Origin of the sequence: Colwellia sp. MB02u-10, assembly GCF_014077185.1 — a bacterium.
In the GTDB taxonomy this organism is placed as follows: domain Bacteria; phylum Pseudomonadota; class Gammaproteobacteria; order Enterobacterales; family Alteromonadaceae; genus Cognaticolwellia.
Map to the genome: position 1 here is coordinate 142,844 of NZ_JACGVK010000119.1, position 19,146 is coordinate 161,989.

Annotated in this window: 17 protein-coding genes; 13 read left to right on the forward strand and 4 right to left on the reverse strand. The window is 37.1% G+C overall.

Annotation, left to right across the window (positions count from 1 at the left end; genetic code table 11):
- Positions 1–97: 97 nt before the first annotated feature.
- The 3 genes from H4J59_RS10950 to H4J59_RS10960 all read right to left on the reverse strand — a co-directional run bounded on the left by H4J59_RS10950 (position 98) and on the right by H4J59_RS10960 (position 2,733).
- Entirely contained in the window at positions 98–493 is a 396-nt protein-coding gene (locus H4J59_RS10950) for an adenylyltransferase/cytidyltransferase family protein (protein ID WP_182137266.1), read from the reverse strand.
- A gap of 19 nt (positions 494–512) precedes the next feature.
- A complete protein-coding gene (locus H4J59_RS10955) occupies positions 513–1,697 on the reverse strand; it encodes a CDP-glycerol glycerophosphotransferase family protein (protein WP_182239309.1) in 1,185 nt (394 codons plus the stop codon).
- Positions 1,698–1,797: 100 nt separating this feature from the next.
- Positions 1,798–2,733: a glycosyltransferase gene (locus H4J59_RS10960; protein WP_182239311.1), complete on the reverse strand. Its 936-nt coding sequence runs from the start codon at positions 2,731–2,733 to the stop codon at positions 1,798–1,800.
- Positions 2,734–3,031: 298 nt separating this feature from the next.
- Here H4J59_RS10960 and H4J59_RS10965 point away from each other — a divergent pair, with 298 nt between their 5' ends.
- The 8 genes from H4J59_RS10965 to H4J59_RS11000 all read left to right on the forward strand — a co-directional run bounded on the left by H4J59_RS10965 (position 3,032) and on the right by H4J59_RS11000 (position 11,287).
- On the forward strand, positions 3,032–4,372 hold the full coding sequence (locus H4J59_RS10965) for a phenylacetate--CoA ligase family protein (RefSeq protein WP_182239313.1): 1,341 nt from the start codon (positions 3,032–3,034) through the stop codon (positions 4,370–4,372).
- Positions 4,362–5,504 carry a glycosyltransferase gene (locus H4J59_RS10970; protein WP_182239315.1) on the forward strand — a complete coding sequence of 381 codons (1,143 nt, stop codon included), beginning with the start codon at positions 4,362–4,364 and terminating at the stop codon, positions 5,502–5,504. Before H4J59_RS10965 ends, H4J59_RS10970 begins: the two co-directional genes overlap by 11 nt.
- Positions 5,505–5,589: 85 nt before the next feature.
- On the forward strand, positions 5,590–6,231 hold the full coding sequence (locus H4J59_RS10975) for a polysaccharide deacetylase family protein (RefSeq protein WP_182239317.1): 642 nt from the start codon (positions 5,590–5,592) through the stop codon (positions 6,229–6,231).
- Positions 6,228–7,442: a glycosyltransferase family 4 protein gene (locus tag H4J59_RS10980; protein ID WP_182239319.1), complete on the forward strand. Its 1,215-nt coding sequence runs from the start codon at positions 6,228–6,230 to the stop codon at positions 7,440–7,442. Before H4J59_RS10975 ends, H4J59_RS10980 begins: the two co-directional genes overlap by 4 nt.
- The gene (locus tag H4J59_RS10985) at positions 7,435–7,959 is read left to right on the forward strand and encodes a serine O-acetyltransferase (protein WP_259369487.1); all 525 of its coding nucleotides are present in this window, start codon (positions 7,435–7,437) and stop codon (positions 7,957–7,959) included. Before H4J59_RS10980 ends, H4J59_RS10985 begins: the two co-directional genes overlap by 8 nt.
- A complete protein-coding gene (locus H4J59_RS10990; RefSeq protein ID WP_182239321.1) occupies positions 7,959–9,131 on the forward strand; it encodes a glycosyltransferase family 2 protein in 1,173 nt (390 codons plus the stop codon). Before H4J59_RS10985 ends, H4J59_RS10990 begins: the two co-directional genes overlap by 1 nt.
- 71 nt (positions 9,132–9,202) lie before the next feature.
- On the forward strand, positions 9,203–10,297 hold the full coding sequence (locus H4J59_RS10995) for a hypothetical protein (protein ID WP_259369488.1): 1,095 nt from the start codon (positions 9,203–9,205) through the stop codon (positions 10,295–10,297).
- 3 nt (positions 10,298–10,300) lie between these two features.
- The gene (locus H4J59_RS11000) at positions 10,301–11,287 is read left to right on the forward strand and encodes a polysaccharide deacetylase family protein (RefSeq protein WP_182239323.1); all 987 of its coding nucleotides are present in this window, start codon (positions 10,301–10,303) and stop codon (positions 11,285–11,287) included.
- 204 nt (positions 11,288–11,491) lie between these two features.
- Here the strand turns inward: H4J59_RS11000 and H4J59_RS11005 are convergent, their stop codons facing one another.
- Positions 11,492–12,901 carry a TIGR03013 family XrtA/PEP-CTERM system glycosyltransferase gene (locus H4J59_RS11005; protein ID WP_182239325.1) on the reverse strand — a complete coding sequence of 470 codons (1,410 nt, stop codon included), beginning with the start codon at positions 12,899–12,901 and terminating at the stop codon, positions 11,492–11,494.
- A 257-nt stretch (positions 12,902–13,158) separates the two neighbouring features.
- Here H4J59_RS11005 and H4J59_RS11010 point away from each other — a divergent pair, with 257 nt between their 5' ends.
- Genes H4J59_RS11010 through H4J59_RS11030 form a run of 5 tightly spaced genes read left to right on the forward strand, consistent with a single transcriptional unit; the run spans position 13,159 to position 18,894 of the window.
- On the forward strand, positions 13,159–13,782 hold the full coding sequence (locus tag H4J59_RS11010; protein WP_182239327.1) for an XrtA/PEP-CTERM system exopolysaccharide export protein: 624 nt from the start codon (positions 13,159–13,161) through the stop codon (positions 13,780–13,782).
- Positions 13,783–13,819: 37 nt separating this feature from the next.
- A complete protein-coding gene (locus H4J59_RS11015; RefSeq protein ID WP_182239329.1) occupies positions 13,820–15,412 on the forward strand; it encodes an XrtA system polysaccharide chain length determinant in 1,593 nt (530 codons plus the stop codon).
- A gap of 3 nt (positions 15,413–15,415) precedes the next feature.
- Complete coding sequence (locus H4J59_RS11020; protein WP_182239331.1) at positions 15,416–16,273, forward strand: XrtA-associated tyrosine autokinase; 858 nt, start codon at positions 15,416–15,418, stop codon at positions 16,271–16,273.
- Positions 16,236–17,858 (forward strand): TIGR03016 family PEP-CTERM system-associated outer membrane protein, encoded by a 1,623-nt coding sequence (locus tag H4J59_RS11025; protein WP_182239333.1) that lies wholly within the window; start codon positions 16,236–16,238, stop codon positions 17,856–17,858. The genes H4J59_RS11020 and H4J59_RS11025 overlap by 38 nt, the downstream gene beginning before the upstream one ends.
- A gap of 4 nt (positions 17,859–17,862) precedes the next feature.
- Positions 17,863–18,894 carry an XrtA/PEP-CTERM system-associated ATPase gene (locus H4J59_RS11030; RefSeq protein ID WP_182239384.1) on the forward strand — a complete coding sequence of 344 codons (1,032 nt, stop codon included), beginning with the start codon at positions 17,863–17,865 and terminating at the stop codon, positions 18,892–18,894.
- Positions 18,895–19,146: the final 252 nt, after the last annotated feature.

Here is a 19,146-nt window from a genome sequence, read left to right on the forward strand (position 1 = left end):
CAGTTTACTACTTAATAACAGAGTTTAGGCTGTATTTTAAAAGTTAGTAATTGTGCTTAATAAAACCAAATGGAAGTTTTCATTTGATCTACTGGTTTTAATTTATTTCTCTTACTATTTCAATAATTTCAGTGGTTGAAATCGAAGGTGTTCTCGGTAAATAAATAACTTCGCATATATCCTTAAACTCATCAAAACGCCCTTGCCAATCATCCCCCATCACTAATATATCAGCCTTAGTGTCGATGATATATTCGCGTTTTAACTCCAGTGACTTTTCGAAGAAAACTTCATTAACACATTTTAATTCTTTAATTATTTCCATGCGATGCTGTTCATTACATATTGGGTTTCTCTGCTTTTTAGAGAAATTTAACGCATCGGTTGATACACCAACAATTAAATAAGCACCTAGGGCTTTTGCCCGTTTTAATATCTGTAAATGACCAATATGAAATAAATCAAATGTGCCAAAGGTAAGTACCTTTTTCATAAACTTATATCCTTATTTGTTATTTGGTCAGTTCATTATAAAGTTGATTTGAGAATGGCAAAGAATCGTGATGAGTTTTATCATGAAATTTAGCTTTTAAATGATCGTACTGATTTTTATACTCTATCGATACATTATTATTTTTTAGCATAATTAATCGATTTAAGATGTCATTCCAACTATAACAATAGGGCTTTAATGTCACCTCTTCAAATTCAAAATAAAGTGCTCGTTCACGTTTTTTATAAGGGTCTAAGTCGAACGGTGCAAACACAATAGGTTTATTAGACAATAGAAAATCAAAATAAATACTTGAATAATCTGTGATTAAGCAATCATATTGGTTGATTGTTTGGTATATGTCGTTTCCTGCATCTAACTTAATATTTTTTGAATTTTTTATTTGTTTTACTATTTGATAGGGAGGTTTATTTACTGGGTGCATGCGTAACGTTAACTTAATATTATGCTTTGTAAGTTCAGCTTCCATTTGCTCAATGTCAAATCCGTACTTTTCAAACAGATCACATTCAGACGCCATTCCACCTCGAAAAGTTGGCATGTAAATACATTTAAATTGTTCGTTTTCAATATATTTAATATTTTCAAAAAAAACATCATTACGAGGAAAGCCACAAGTTAATACCTTGTTTAGAGGAACTCTAAATGCTTTTGCTAATATATTTTGTGTCAGTTCGCTGGTGGCGACAACAATATCATTTCGGTGTTTATTATAAGGTGACAACCAATCAATAAACCGCCCCATTGAGTTTTTTTGTTTTTCACGCCCACCAAAGACGTCGAACATTATTTTTTTTAAAGGAATGCCATGCCAGAGCTGAACTACCTCTGTGCTCTGCCCTATACAAGGAGAAAATAGATCATCATGCAGCGACTGACAAATAAAAGCCTTACTCGCTCGTAATTGATGCCAAATTCCTTTACAGCTTCTCTCATGATAAGCGCAGTAACCTTTTTGCTGAAGCTCTGTCAATATATTAGGATTTTTAGTGATCCATACCGCTTGCGTTCTGTCGCCATGATGCTTATTTACAAACTCAAAGAAAGCTTTAGGGTTGTCACTATATTTTTGACCAAACCATGCGCTAAACACCCATAAACTTTTACGCTTTGGGATAATTTTACCAAGCATATAAAAAAACAAATTAATAACTAATGCGCTAGCAAGTTGTATTTTATTCATCAAAAAAATCCTTTTATTCTTTTTTATTACTTCACCCAACTTACTTAAACCAACGTTTATAGTGAAAAAACCACCAACAGAAAACCTGAATATAGTGTCACTATTTAGCGGCTAATTTACGTTTATTTTTTTGCAGTATATGCCAAATAAAGTTTGGCACTAATTTTATGAACCAGCCTTTTAACAAGCACGGAATATTTTTTTTAGTTCGGTGCGCACGAATCAAAGTATTACCGGCTAAATTATACAAGCCCGAATAAATATAAGACTTAGCATACCTAAGGTGTAGCCGTTGTTTGATTAACGACCAGTCTGCAGTTTTTTGGTAAGTAGTCGCTATTGTTTCAATTTTTTTTAAACATACCATTTCAGCTTCATGCATTTTCTCATCGTTTAATGAGTAATTGTCACCATGAAATACGTGAACAGCGAGGTGTTCTGCAACAAAATCAAACTCACAAACCATGGCTAATTTAAGCCAAAGGTGCCAGTCGTCTACCCCCATTAACGCTCTGTCATCGTCAAAACCATCGACTTGCTGTAAGTCGCTTTTCCGAACTACAGCGGTACAGCAAGTGAGCATATTTAATTGTACTAATTGCTCAAAAACCTTGCCTTTGTACTTATTTTTAAAGCCTGACCTTGACTGTCTTTTATATAAAATATAATCAGTGATGGCGCCACAATAAACTAGACCAACTTTGTTATTACTAAACAATGGCATTTGTTGACTGAGCTTGCTTGGTAGCCATAAATCATCTTGATCACAAAAGGCGATAAAATCCCCTTTTGCTTGCGCGATACCAAAGTTTCTAGCGTGAGCAACACCGCCATTACTATTAAAAAAAGGTTTTATACGGGGAGCTTGCGCTACAAGTTGGCTAATAATAGCTTTTGAATTATCTACAGAACCGTCGTCAACTAAAATAAGTTCAATATTTTCATAGTCTTGAGCTAATATCGATTCAACAGTTTTTTCTAAATATTCTGCACCGTTATATACAGGTACAACAACAGAAACTAATACTTGCGACACAAAAACTTCCTTTTATTTACTTCTCTGTGTAATTCACACAGGTAACCATATAGCCAAACTTTAGCCTGCCAAGTTAACAGCATAAATGCCGCCCAAAAGTCAGTGCATAGATATTTAGTTAAAATAATTAACGCTACATATGCCTTTATTTAAGTCATAACAATTGCGGTATTATTATCAACAAAGCACTTAATTTTTTATTATCTAAGAATATTACTATAAAAGCGTTACTTTTATGTAATTAATTTGTTAAATTTAAGCCATTGGACGACTAAAAATAAAAGGAAGATTTTTACTGATGTATACCGCAATTTTTCGTCATGTATTAATGCCGATGTATGAACTTGTTAAAGGTAAAAATCTTGTTGAACATATCACCCATTATGAACAACATTTAACCTGGACGCCTGAAGAGTTAAAGCAACATCAGTGGCAGCAGCTGCGAAAATTACTTGAGCATGCATTTCAACATACCAGTTTTTATCCAAAGTTTTGGGCTAAAGTTGGCATACACTCTATTGATGACATTAAAACTATGTCAGATTTTGCCAAACTCCCCTTAGTGACTAAAGATGATATTACCGAGCATTATCGTGACATTGTCGCCAATAACGCAAAAAACAATATCAAAAAAGCGACCGGTGGCTCTACAGGGCAACCGTTTCGTTTCGAACTTGATATAGAAAGCAATACACGCCGAGAAGCTATTATGTGGCGCGGTTATGGTTGGTTAGGCGCAGGCTTAGGGCAAAAAACGTTATACCTTTGGGGGGCTGATATTGGTCAACCCACATTATTTAAAAGTATAAAAAATAACTTGTACCATAGGTTTTACAATAGAAAAATGCTTAATTCGTTCGCCATGAACACCAACAATATGCATACCTATGTAGAGGAGATAAATAGTTATCGACCCACAGCAATGGTTTCTTATGTGAACCCTTTATATGAATTAGCTCGATTTATTATCGAACACAAAATCTCGGTATTCCCCCCAAAAACGATTCTGACGGGTGCCGAGCCATTACACGAATTTCAAAGACAAGTCATCGAAAAAGCTTTTAACTGTGAGGTTTATAATACCTTTGGTTGCCGTGAATTTATGCTGATGTCGGCGGAATGCCAAGAACACAAAAAACTGCATATTAATAGTGATCACCTAGTGGTGGAAACTGTTAACAATTTAGGACAGTCAATAACTGGCGAGTCAGGCGATTTGGTTGTTACCGACTTATATAATTATGGCATGCCATTAATTCGATATGTTAATGGCGACAGGGCAACTTTAATAGACCAAGCTTGTGGGTGCGAAAACCCGTTACCTATTATGAGCAGTATTGATGGCCGTAAACTCGATATGATTAAAACTGCTTCTGGCAAATCAATTCCCGGCGAGCTTTTTCCACATTTATTTAAAGAATTTATTGGCATAGATAAATTTCAAGTTAAGCAAAGCGAAATATCTAGTTTGCAGATACTGTTGATTACCAATAAGCACTTTACTGAACAAAACAAAAATGACATTGCCAAAGAGATAAATAAATACGCTGAAAACGAGTTACAGCTGGTGTTTGATCTAGTAGATGATATCCCGCTAACCGTTAGCGGCAAACACAGAGTAACTATCTGTGAACTCTGATAAAAGCAAACAATCACTTGTTATAATCTCTAATTTATACCCTTTACCTTGGGAGCCTAATCGCGCAACATTCAACCGTCAGCAGTTTACTCAACTCGATGATGACTTTACTAAAAGTGTTTTAGTGCCTATTGCCTTTGCTGATTTTATTTCACATAGAAAAGAGCTCAAGCAAACCGAAAACTTGCGATACGTGCCTTACTTTTACCTGCCAAAGTTTGGTCGTCGATTTTATAGTGCCATGATGTTTGCCTCGATAATGCTGCATTCTGGTTACTGGTTAATGCGCAAAAAGCCGAAAAAAATATTTGCCAGCTGGGCCTTTCCCGATGCAGTAGCGGCTAGTTGGATCAGCAAGCTATTTAATTGTGACTTCTATTTTAAAGTGCATGGCAGTGATATTAATTTGCATGGCAAGGTGCCGGCTCGCGCCAAACAAATAGTTAATGCCAGTAAAAGAGCTTTAGGTATTTTGTCAGTCTCTCAGGCTCTAGCTAATGAAATGATAGCTATGGGTGTTAATAAAGAAAAAATTCATGTTATTTACAACGGTGTTGATCAGCAAAAATTTCAAGTTCAGCATGCCATATCAAAAGAAAAAACTGATGATTATATTTTATATGTTGGTAATTTAAAAAAAGAGAAAGGTGTCATTGAGCTTCTCAAAGGCTTTGCTGCAATAAGTGAAAAACACCCTACCCTTAAATTGTTATATGCTGGGCCTGGTAATTTACGCAGTGAAATTTCTAGCCAAGCAAAACATTTAGCCATCAGTGACAAGGTTATTTTATTGGGCAGTGTTGATCATGACCAATTGCCTGAGCTTATTAGCCAAGCTCGTACCTTAGCCTTACCTAGTTATAACGAAGGTGTGCCAAATGTAGTACTTGAGGCAATGGCGTGTGGCACACCGGTATTGGTCAGTAATGTTGGTGGTATTCCTGAAGTAGTTGATGAAAAAATTTGTGGCAAAATAATTTCGGCTAAGAGTGACTTGGCCGTGGCCAATGGCTTAGCTTATATTTTATCAAACACATGGGATAAAGAAAAAATACAGCAGCATAGCTTACAGTTTTCTTGGCAAAAAAATCGCCAGCAACTACTGCAAATGTTAATGCAAATTAACACTTGATAGTAATATTATTAACATTCAGGGTATGATTATTAATCGTTACTGTTACAATGTGATTTAATCAAAATAATGGAACTATGATTTAATGCTCGGTAAATTAAAATATCTCCTCAGGTCAATCATACTGCCCGACCGTTTATTTTTATTGAGCAAAACTCAACAAGAAAAAACACTCTATTTAACCTTTGACGATGGCCCTGTTCCGGGCGTAATCGAGCGTTTGTTGGATTTACTCGATAAATATCAAATCAAGGTCACCTTTTTTATTGTTGGTAGTCGAGCAGAAAGAAACCCTGATTTATTGCACGAAATCCACAAGCGCGCTCACACCATCGCGAATCACTCTTATAGTCATCCAGCGTTTGATAAAATTTCACATACTAAAAAAATAATAGAAATTGATAAAACTAATCTCATTATTAAACAGGTTACGGGTAAACCTTGTACCTTATTTAGAGCGCCTCAGGGGCGTTGGGGTAAACGCTTAATATTGACACTGCTGCTAAAAAAAATTACCGCCGTGCATTGGAGTCGCGACTCTCAGGACTTTTTAAAAGAGCCTGCTAATATAATTGCCGAGCGCTTACTAAAACAGCCAGTTAAGTCTGGCGATATTATTCTATTTCATGACGACAACACACGTTGTATTGATGCACTTGACATACTAATTCCGCAATGGCTTGCGCAAGGTTACTGTTTTAGCGCACTGGAGCACAAATACGAGTGAATATTTTATTTCATCATAGAACCCGTGGCAGAGGTGCTGAAGGTGTGCATATTCGAGGTGTTGTTAAAGGCTTGAAGCAGTTAAATAATCATGTTTATATTTTGTCTTTGCCCGGTGCAGAGCCTGAAACGGAGGAGGCAAACGCTACGTTTGAAAAAGTGGTGCAAGCACCGACTAAAAAAAGTAGTTTTTCCATACTTTCTGATCTGACTAAACATGTGCCAGAATTTGTCTTTGAAATTTTTGAACTTGCTTTTAATTTAATTGCCTTAATACGTTTACGTAAAGCGGTTAAAGAAAAAAATATTACCCTTATTTATGAACGTTATTCTTTATTTATGTTTTCCAGTGTTTGGTGGGCAAAACGTCAGAACTTACCCATAGTGCTAGAAATTAACGACTCTTGCCAAGTTCAAAGGGTGCGTGCATTAAGCTTTAAAAAGCTTGCTGCAAAAATAGAGGCTTGGACTTTTAAAAATGCTACCGGCTTAGTGTTTATTTCAACGCGATTTAAGCAAGTCGCTGAGCAAGCCTACGGTGAGATTGCAAACTCGGTTGTTTCACCCAATGCGGCCGACTTAGATAAGTTTGTTATTGATGAAAGCTCAGGTTGCGCTTTAAGAAGTAAACTCGGTATTGAAAACAAAATAGTACTGGGTTATGTCGGTGCATTTGTGCATTGGCATGGTATTGACTGGTTTGTAGATTTAGTTTGCCATCGATTAAAACAAACACCTGAACTAGTATTATTGCTAGTAGGCGATGGTGTCGCTTTTGAGGGGATTAAAAACAAGGTGATTGAAGCCGGAGTTGAATCGCAAGTTATTTTACCGGGTAAAGTGCCACATCAGCAAGTTTCATCCTATTTATCCGCCATGGATTTAGGGATATTACCCGATTCAAATGATTATGGTTCACCGATGAAATTATTTGAATTTATGGCGATGGGCAAAGGCATGATCGCTCCTGACTTTAGTCCTATTGCCGAGGTTGTTCGAGATAACGTTACCAGTTGGTTGTTTCCAGCTGGCGACAAACAAGCCTGTATCGACAAGGTTTTTAACATTGTTAATGATAGAAAAGCGCATAAAGCCGTCGGCAGTAATGCCCGTGCTTATATTGAAAGCGAGCGCCAATGGCAGCATAACGCGGCGCAGTTATTATCGCTCGTGAGTCTAGATATAAGTCGAGATGTTAATTTAAATGGATAATTTAAAAGCTGACTTAAGAAGAAAGCAACAAATTTTTGCCCAAGATGGTGCTGATGTCAGTATGCTCAGAATTGTCATGGCTGACGGCACAAGCGCGAATGTGCTGTATCGATGTATGCGCTGGTGCGCTACCCACCAACTTGGCTTATTGGCTTACTTTTTTCAATGGGTTAATAAATTTTTAAATGCTTGTGTTATCGGCAGTGGCGCTGACTTTGCCCCAGGTTTTGTCATTATGCACCCTATGGGCATCGTGATTAATTCTAAGGTGGTTGGCGGCTATAATATTACCTTAGAAAGTGGCGTGGTTATTGGTGATGAAAAAGGTCAATCGCCTATTTTAGCTAATAATATATTTGTTGGTGCGGGTGCAAAGATTATTGGCGGACTAACCGTCGCTGATGATGTAAAAATTGGTGCTAATGCCGTACTGACTAAGAATGCTGATAAAGGCGCAACTATGCTTGGTATACCTGCCAAAGCGTATGTGAAAAAAAATCACGGGGCAGCGAGTTAATGGAAAGCTTATTTTGGGTTAGCGTCACAATAATTATCTACAGTTATTTTATTTACCCGTTAGTTTTATTTACTTTTAGTGGTATTAAACAAGCTTTCAGCGACACTAAGTATTTATGGCGCAGACATCAACGCCGGACCTTAAATATTAAGGAATACCCAGCTGTTACTGTCATTATTGCTGCATATAACGAAGAATCTTGCATCAAAGCCAGAATAGAAAACCTATTAAGCTTAGATTACCCAAAAGAAAAGCTTACGTTATTAATTGGCTCAGATGGCAGTAACGATCAAACCGCAGAAATACTCTCAGCATTTGATGTCGAAAATTTACACATACATGTTTTCAACACTAACAGAGGAAAAATGAGTGTTTTAAATGACTTAGTTAAAAAAACCATTGACGATATCATCATATTTTCTGATGCTAATACCCATTTTCAATCTGATACCATAGCGCAATTAGCTCGGCATTTTAACAATGATAAAATTGGCGCGGTTTGCGGTGAGCTGCATCTCGTGGATGGCGATACGGGTGACAATAAAGACAACGTATATTGGCGTTACGAACAAGTACTAAAATTTCATGAATCTAGACTGAATGCGCTGCAAGGGGCAAACGGTGCTATTTATGCTATTAGAAAGTCACTTTTTATGCCATTGCCTGCAAACACAATTGTTGATGACTTTCAAATTGCGATGAATGTGGCAAAGCAAGGTTTTCGTTTAGTTTACGACCCTGAAGCCATAGCCGTTGAAGAGATAGCCCCAAACCTTGCCGAAGAAAAAAGCAGAAGAGTGCGCATTGGCTTAGGTAATTACCAAGCTTTTTTTAAGATGTATTGGGCTTTAAACCCTTTATTAGGTTGGCGTTTTGTCGCTTACATCAGCCATAAAGTCTGCCGATGGTTTGTACCACACTTGATGTTGATAGCCTTAATTAGCAATGTGCTGTTACTTGATAGTGATTTTTATCAAGCGATACTGGCAGCACAATTAATATTTTATGTCACTGCCTTTTATGGCATTAAACAACAAGCTGATGACAAGAAAACAACAACGTTAATCGCACTTTTAGCTTTTTTTGTAGCGATGAATCTGGCATTGATGCGTGGATTTATTAAATATTTTAGTTCCAACGTGCAGGGAACTTGGCAAAGGACAACTCGCTAGTGATTATTTTATTTTTATTTTTATTTTTCATATCTTTATATCTATTCATTCTTATTTTAAAGAAGAAAAATATGCAGGAGTGGCTGCCACAATACATTAAACAACGCATGAACAAGCCAGCCCACAACGCGGCAAATACCAAACATATTATTTTCTCCTTTGTTGATCACTATGAACCACAGTGGGGTAAGCCAAATAGCATTGATATTGAGCGCAGCCGTGTTGACCGTTGGTGTGAGGAATATCCCGCCATGGCAAGTAAGCACCTTGATGCCAACGGCGTACACCCTCAACATACCTTTTTCTACCCCGAGGAAGAGTATCGCTTTGAACATTTAGATAAAATCGCTAAATTATGTCGCGCTGGTTTTGGTGAGATAGAAGTACACCTGCATCATGACAATGACACCTCTGATAACCTTAGAGCGTCTATTAGCCAATTTTGTCATGTTTTACATAATGACCATGGTGCCTTGTCTCATCACCCAGAAACAGGGCAATTAATGTATGGCTTTATTCATGGCAATTGGACACTAGATAATTCAGGTCATGACGGTAAGCTTTGTGGTGTAAACGACGAATTAATTGTTTTAAAAGAAACCGGTTGTTATGCCGACTTTACCTATCCGTCGGCCCCCCATAGTACACAACCTAAAACCATTAATAGTATCTATTACGCCAAAGATGATGCTCTTAAACCTAAATCGCATAACACGGGTGTTAACGTGAGTGTTGGAGGAAGCCCATGGGGTGACCTTATGATAGTGAACGGCCCATTGATGTTGAACTGGAAAAAATTAAAAAAAGGCATTTTCCCTCAAATCGAGAACGCTGACATTAGAAAAGGCATGGAGCCGACTGATAAGCGTGTTGATTTATGGGTAGAAGCTAATGTGCATGTTAAGGGTAAGCCTGATTGGATATTCATTAAAGTGCACACTCATGGCACACAAGAAAGAGATATGGACGTTATATTAGGGAAGCCTGTTGATGATATGTTTTCTTATTTAGAAGCTAAATACAACGATGGTGAGCATCATCAACTGCATTACGTTAATAGTAGGGAAATGTACAATATGATTAAAGCAGCCGAAGCAAATAAGGCAGGCAGTCCTGATCAATACCGTGATTATATCTTACCCAAACCTGATTTTATTGCGAAATAGCGCATGCTGTTCAATAAAATTAGAACGCGAATTTTCCGTCATTTAGGCATGACAAAAATATTATGGCGTTATCGACAAAATGGCATTTATTGCTTTAATTTTCATCGTATAGGTGACGCTAATAAGGGCAAGTATGACCCTAATATATTTTCTTGTAGCGTAGAAGACTTAGAAAAACACGTTGCTTTTATTAAAAATAATTTTGAAATTATCAATCAGGCTTACTTTATAACCATAGTCAATAGTGGCCAGATAGTTGATAAAAAGCTCGCTTACATTACCTTTGATGATGGTTATTTAGATAACTACGAATTAGCTTTTCCTGTTTTAAAGGCCATGAATGTTCCCGCCACCTTTTTTGTTGCTACCGGGCTAATTGAATCAGAAGTTGTTCCCTGGTGGGATGAAATTGCCTGGCATGTTAGGCAGTGTAATTTAGATGAACTGAGTCTGCCTTCGTGGCATAAGCCGGTTGTATTATCTAACACAACGTTAAATAAAAAAATTAGAGCCGTACTAAGTCAATTCAAATCAGCATCGGCGCCGATAGAAAAGCAATTAGTAGAATTACGCCAGATTACTGGCTTGGTATTAGAGCATTATGACAGTGAATTTATGACTTGGGCGCATATAGCTGAAATGGAATCAGCCGGCATGACAATCGGTGCTCATTCACATTCGCATCGTATTTTTTCAGGCCTAAGCGCCAAAGAACTATCACATGAATTATCGCATGCAAAAATGTTATTAGAAGCGAAATTAGCTCAAAAAGTATTGTCTATTTCTTACCCCGTGGGTAATGCCTCAACCTATAACAAAGACATGTTTGATGAAATAGATCGACAAGGATATCAACTTGCTTTCACTTTTCGATACTTTATCAATCAAGAATTAAAGTCTAACAAATTTCAGTTAGGACGATTCTCGATTTCTGAGCCCTTTACTGAAAGAAGATTTATGGAGTTGTGTCTTAACGCACCTACCCTTTAAATGATCACGACAGCTTGAAGCTTTAAGTTGCTAGCTGTCAGCTTTCAGTTAACAAAAACGGTTAACAAAAACGGTTAACAAAGGGATTTTAAGTGATTAATATTACGGTGTGAAACCTACATAAATGTAGAATTTACTCTTGAAGCTAACGCTCAAATTCAAGTGCATAGGCACTTGAATTTAAAGGCATTAGGGTAGGAGGCTTTAGCGGCCTTTGCCAAATAAAATGATTTCAACTGTTCTTATTAAAATCAGTAAATCCAACATAAAGCTGCGATGTTTGATGTAATATAAATCGTATTTTAGCTTTTCTAAAGAGTCATTTTCTGTAGCGCCGTATGGGTACTTAAGTTGCGCCCAGCCTGTTAAACCCGGCTTAACGTTATGACGTTCATTATAGTATGGAATATTCTTAATCAACTGCTGAACAAACTCTGGACGCTCGGGACGAGGGCCAACAAAACCCATTTCACCCAGCATTACGTTATATATTTGCGGTAGTTCATCAATGCGATATTTTCGAATAAACTTGCCAATTCTGGTGGTTCTATCGTCATTTTCTGAAGCCATTTGAGCTCCATTTTTTTCTGCATCAAGTCGCATACTTCTAAATTTAATAATACTAAAGGCTTGGCCATCTACGCCAACACGCTCTTGAGAATAAAAAACAGGCGCTTTTAAGCCCTCATCTAACTTAATTAATAGGGTAGTAATGAGCATAATAGGCCAAGTAACCATCAGTAAAATAAAGCCCATACCCGCATTAAAAATCCAGTCTAAAGTGTTTCGTAGATGATTAGGTGATGCAAAGCCATTCGAATATATAACCCAACTTGGATAAATTAAATTAACAGCAATTTGACCAGTTTCACGCTCTATAAAGTCAAGAATTTCTGTTATTTCAACGCCCCTAATTTTACAAGCAAAAAGTTCATCCACAGGTAGGTTTTCTCGGCGCTCGTCGTTGGCCACAACAATTTCATCAATTTGATGCTCTAACGCGTAATTAACTAATGAGGTATCTAACTTAATGATATTTTCATTGATGATGCCATGGTCAGCATCGCCATTAAGGATAACAAAGCCATGCATAAAAAAGTTTTGTCGGTCAACATCACGACGCATTCGCCTTTCTATAATCGAGGCACGTTCACCTCCCCCTAATACTAGGATATTGCGTTTATTGAAACCAAAGAAGTCTATTCGTAGCGTTAAATACCTCACAGCACTCACTATGAACAAACTTATTAATGACGCCGTAGCTAGTAGCTCAATAGCTAACGCGCCAGCACCGTAAATAGGGTTGAGCAAAGAAACAATAAAAAAACCGATAGCGACCGACACCAGTAATCTTCTCATTACGCCTCGCAAGTTCTCCCTTAATTTTGAGTTATAAAGTCCCATTGCCAAACATGAAAGCTGAACCATTAAAGCAAAAACAACTGCGTGGATAAACAACACGTTTGACGCGATACTTTGTGTATCGTAAGCAACAAAATGAAATAAACTATTTAAATATAGGCTCAGCAAAAGTGCGCCTGCAAAACAGAAAAATTCTATTAAGACTAGAGACTTGCTACCCGAAGATAAGTCGCGAAATTTAAGGCTCGACATAAGGTTGGAAAGTTCCTTTTAGTGAATAAAAATAAACCAGCATGCAATGCTTTTATTTTCTCAGGTGTTTATTAGAGTTGATTCATTACTAAATGTAAAGATTAGTATGTGCAAATGTTAGTATATTTAATGCAGTTGATTTACAATATATTTACAATATATTAAATAATGTGCATCAGATGTAAAAATCAAATACAATCTGATCGCTTATATAAAAAACGGTTGTAAATAAGAAGGTTAATACCATGGAAAAATGCATGACTAATACATTAAAAGCACTTATATTTCTTGCACTAGGTAATATTGTAACCGGATGTAGTTCACTTACATTACCTCCTGCCCAGCTTCACCCGTCAAACACTGTTGATGTTGACTCGTACAAATATTTAATTGGTGCCGGCGATGTGGTCAATATTTTTGTTTGGCGTAATCCTGAGGTTTCTGGCACCTTTGTCGTCCGTCCTGATGGCATGATCACCACCTCGCTAGTTGAAGATATTCCCGTATCAGGCAAAACACCAACGGAACTTGCCCGCTCAATTGAAGAAATACTAGCTACCTATTTGCGAGAACCTGTTGTGACCGTAACGGTCAATAATTTTGTTGGCCCCTTCAGTGAACAAATTCGCATTATTGGTGAAGCAGCCCAGCCCAAAGCAGTAAACTATATTCAACATATGACCTTATTAGACGTTATGATCCGCGTTGGTGGCCTAACTGATTTTGCCAATGGTAACGGGGCAATATTAGTTCGTATAGAAAATGGTCTACAAAAACAATATGACATATTTATTGAAGACTTAATTAAAAATGGGGAAATATCAGCTAATGTTGATGTATTACCTGGCGATATTATCGTAATACCTGAAACATGGTTTTAAACGTAATAGCTTTATTTACCTGTTTTAGAGGTCGGGAATGCAAGAAATTATAGAACAAATTATAGATTACCTTAAAGGGATTTGGCTTAAGCGTCGCTTTATTATCATATCAACTTGGTTAATATGCCCGTTAGCGTGGGTTTATATTGCTCAACTCGATAATGTATATGAGTCTGAAGCCCGTATATACGTAGATACTCAATCGATCCTTGGTCCGTTGTTAAAAGGTTTAACGGTTAAAACAGATCCCCAAACACAAATCCGCTTAATGATTAAAACGCTGTTAAGTCGCCCAAATCTAGAGCGCATAACGCGTATGACAGATTTAGATGTGCAAGCCACCACACCTGCAGCTTATGAGTCATTAATCAATCACTTAAAATCTAATATTACGATTAGAAAAACGGGTGGTCGCGCAGACAATATTTTTACCATTTCTTACCTAGATAAAGATCCTGAAATGGCAAAAAATGTCGTTAATTCTGCATTAACTGTTTTTATTGAGAATACTTTAGGTGAAAATCGAAACGATTCTAACTCAGCACAAAAGTTCTTAGATACCCAGATCAAAGACTATGAAAATCGTTTATTAGCATCTGAGTCTAGGTTGACCGATTTCAAACAAAAATATAGTGACGTTTTACCCGGTCAATATGGCGGCTATTATCAAAAGTTAAATCTTGTAAAAGAGCAATTAAAGGTAATTGATTTAAGTTTACGTGAATTAGAGACTCAATTAAAGTCTGCGAAAGCGCAATTAAGCTCATCTCCGTCCAGTGGCGGTAACGCTCAAAATAACATTAAGAATTCTTATAGTATTCAAACCACTTATGACGATCGTATTGCTGAATTAGAAGCAAATTTAGATTCACTGCAATTACGTTACACTGAAATGCACCCTGATGTTAAAGAAGTGAAACGCAGACTTGCTCACTTAAATAATAAACGCAGTGAAGAAATTGATGAATATTTAAGTAGCACTAAAAATGACGATGGCAGTAAACTTTTAAGCAGCCAAAACCCCGTTATACAACAATTGCAAATTCAAGTGAATCAGTTAGAAAATCAAGTGGCATCAACGACCGTTCGAGCAAATGATTATCGCCGGCAGGTTAAAGAACTTGAAAGCAAAATTCACATTTTGCCAGAAATTGAAGCAGAGTTAACCTCATTGAATCGTGGCTATAATATTACAAAAGAAAAATATGAACAATTACTCAACCGCAAAGAAACAGCACTGTTAGCTCAACAAGCAAATGAAACAACGAACCCGATACAATTTAAGGTTATTGACCCACCTCGAGCCCCAACTGTACCCGTTGGGCCCAAACGCGTGCTATTTTTATTGGGTTCAACTATTTTTTCTTTTGCCGTTGGTGTTGGCTTATCACTGTTATTTAGTCAGATTAATCCAGTGGTTACCTCTAGTAGCCAGGTAGCAAAAATAACAGGAATTCCTGTTTTTGGTGTGGTGTCAGCCACAGAAAATCTTGGCTTGCAGCGTTGGCATAAACGAAAAACCCTGATTTTTATTATTTCTAATAGTGTGCTCTTCATCATGCTGGCATTTTTTATGCTTTATGCCATTGCACCCAATGTCATATTAGCGCCGATCAGAGGGATTTTATAATTTATGAGTATTATCGAAAAAGCGCGAGCAAAACAACAGCAAAAAATCTTGGAAACCTCTGTTAAGGAGGCTCAATATCCGCAAGAAGAAGAGATAATTAGAGAGCTTGTTGACGCAAGTCCAAAGCACGAATTAACCCTGGATAAAATAGCTTTAGCAGAGCGCGGTTATCTCATTGATAACGGTACCCGAAAAAGTATTAAAGACGAATTCCGTAAAATCAAACGAATACTACTAAATAATGCTTTTGGTAAAGCTGCAAAAACACTACACCATAGTAATTTAATTATGGTCAGTAGTGCTAAACCCAATGAAGGTAAAACCTTTGTCGCGATTAACTTAGCGTTAAGTATAGCGCTTGAACAAGATAAAACGGTATTGCTTGTCGATGCAGATGTTCTACGGCCAAGTGTTATGCGTGAATTAGGTATCGAAGAACAGCTTGGTATGATTGATTATTTACTGGGCCAAGCAGAACAAGTAAGCGATATTATTTACAATACCGATATTAATAAATTGAAATTAATACCCGCGGGGAAACTACACCATTTGTCTAACGAATTATTAGCCAGTGAGAAAATGGCCACATTGGCTAATGAGTTGGCTACTCGTTATCCCGATCGTATCGTTATTTTTGATTGCCCGCCATTAATTGGTGTCACAGAAACACTGGTATTGGCAAATTTAATGGGGCAAGCACTCATTGTTGTTGAGGAATCAAAAACCTCAATTGTTGATATACAGGCGGCAACTGAACACCTCAACGAAAATTTAGCTTTGGGGCTGGTACTTAATAAAGCAATAAGATCTCATAAGGATTTGTATGGCTACTACGGCTATGGGTATGGCACACAAAACTAAAATCACTACTGCTTTTTTCGCATTGATTTACTCTAGTTTTTCTTTTTCAGGTGATTGGAAATTTGATCCGAGCATTAACCTTGATGAAACCTATACTGACAATGTTGGTTTAGTTTTTAATAATCAACAATCTAGCTTAGTAAGCCAAGCTGGGGTTAATATAAAAACCAGTTATACCGCACAACAAGCAAAATTCACTTTTTCGTCGCAAAGTAATTACGCATTTTATAGCCATAATCATAAACTTGATAATGACTACCACACAATAGCGAGTGATTTACGGCTTCAGCTTTGGCCTAATGGTATTGTACTTTTTGGTGATATGAACGTTTCAAACCGATCCCGTAATCGCAGTAGAAATGCCTTAGCAGATATCGTCTCAGCCGATACTGTGCAAGTAGAAACCTATAACGGTGGCCTTGAGTATAATATTGATAATAGTGATTTTATCTTAAATTCTACTCTGGGCTATCGTCAAACTAATTCAGAAGATAACATTGGTAATCGTCAAGGTGTAGTTGCCAAGGTCAACAGTACCAACGGCACAAGCGCTCGACATACCTTTTGGTCACTAGAGCATAATTATCAAGAGCTAAACAACAATAACCGGAATAGTAAGCAGAGCCAAAGCGAAGCCATAATAGGGTTAATCACTGACTATAAAATTAATCCTTTTGTTCGCTACTATAATGAAGACAATAGTGGTGATTTAAATAATTCAAATCGTTCAATAGAATCAAATTCATATGGTGTAGGTGTTCGCTGGTTAATTTCTCCCCGACTGCGTCTCGATACTTCGTATAACAAGCCAATTGGTAAAAAGCTCGATATTGATGGCGATGAACAAAAAGCCTATGTTGATGCTGCGGTACTATGGCAACCCTCAAACCGTACCAAACTATCCGCAAATTTTTCTGAACGCTTTTATGGTAATAGTTATGGATTTGATTTAACACATAGAAATAGACGTTTAACCAACACCATTAGTTATGTTGAAGATATTCAGACCTTAACTCGTAATAATTTTGCGGTTAGCATAGTCGGATTTTATTTATGTCCTAATAATAATTCGTTACTGATAGAGGAGTGTATTCTCAGTGAGGGTGACACTATTATTCCTGACAATCCTAATGACCCTAACGGTCAGGGTTTTGTAATATTGCCAATTCAAGATTTTACTTTAGTAGAAGATAACGTTTTTTCACTTAATAAAACACTTAGCTGGAACTCTTCACTGACACTGCCGCGCACAACGATTACTTTTAATGCGGATCAGCAAAATCGCGAAAATCTCGACAGCCGTATTAAAGACGAATTAAGCTCAGCAAGTTTAAGCATAAAGCGAAAAGTCAGTGGTCGTTCTAGTGTTAATTTGAATTTATCTTACACTGAAACTAGTTTACAACTTGATACCGAGCTAGAGCGTACAGATAGGTATCGACGTTACCAACTAGACTACCAAACATCATTAAATAGTGCATTGTCTTTTAATGTCGCTGTGAGCTATCTAAACAGAAGTTCTGGCAATGCTCCGCTCAATTATGAAGAAGGCCGCGTTAGCGCCAAAATTACCAAAGGCTTCTAGTCGTATGTATGAAAGTTATTATGGTTTTAAAGAAAGACCATTTCAATTAAGTCCTGATCCGAGATTCTTTTTTGCTTCTAGTCATCATCAAAGAGCCCTGTCATACCTTCAGTATGGCTTAGATCAAGGTGAAGGGTTTATTGTGGTCACTGGGCCAATAGGTACTGGAAAAACTACTATCGCCCGCAATTTATTAAATAACTTAGGTGATAAAAGTATCGTAGCAGCTCAGCTTGTTACCACTAAACTAAATCCTCAGGAGTTACTCGAATTAGTCGCTTCAGAATTTGACATCTCTGTTATTGGTAATAGCAAAGCAGATTTACTGCAAGGCATTGAAAAATTTCTGATTCAATTACATCAGCAAGGAAAAAGAGCCTTATTAATTGTTGATGAAGCGCAAAACTTACCGAGTGAAACCGTTGAAGAGTTACGTATGTTGTCTAATTTTCAGTTGGATAATAAACCTTTAATACAGAGTTTTTTACTTGGCCAAGAAGAACTAAAAGGCATTATACAAGCGCCTAATATGGAGCAGTTTCGCCAACGTATTATCGCTTCTGCACATTTGAAACCTTTATCAAAAGCAGAGGTGAAAGAATACATAAATCATCGGTTGCACCAGGCCGGTTGTATTAAAGATGATTTGTTTTCCAATACGGCATTTGACCTCATTCATGAGAAAACACTAGGTGTGCCACGAAAGATAAATATTTTTGTCGACCGATTACTTTTATTTGGTTTTTTGGAGGAACTTAAAAGTATAGACACTGATGCGATTAATGAAGTTGCACAAGAAATGAAGGTTGAACTTACCGGCTCACTAAATACCGCAGAGCTGGCCAGTAATGAGCCAAGTCAAGTTGTGGTAAATTCTTCAGAAAAAGTTGAAAGCATTAAAGAGATATTAAGAGAAGTAGAAGAAATACTGGAAGGTAATATAAAACAAAAAATAAAAATGGCCCGTTATGTGGATAAAATACTCAAACATAAAAGCCGTATTTACACCAATACAGACGAAAGCACCCAAAAATAACTCACCTTATGGTTATAGCTTTACCTGCGCAGATTAGCGTAGGTTGAGCTAAACGCCAATCGATGAAGTAGTAACCACTGCAAATGTTTTTTGGCCTATCAAGTTAATCGCACGCTTAACGATTGACGGACTGAAGTCCGACCTACAAAAAAATCACCCTGCCTAGGTTGAGCTAAATGCCAATCGATGAAGTAGTAACCACTGCAAATGTTTTTTGGCCTATCAAGTTAATCGCACGCTTAACGATTGACG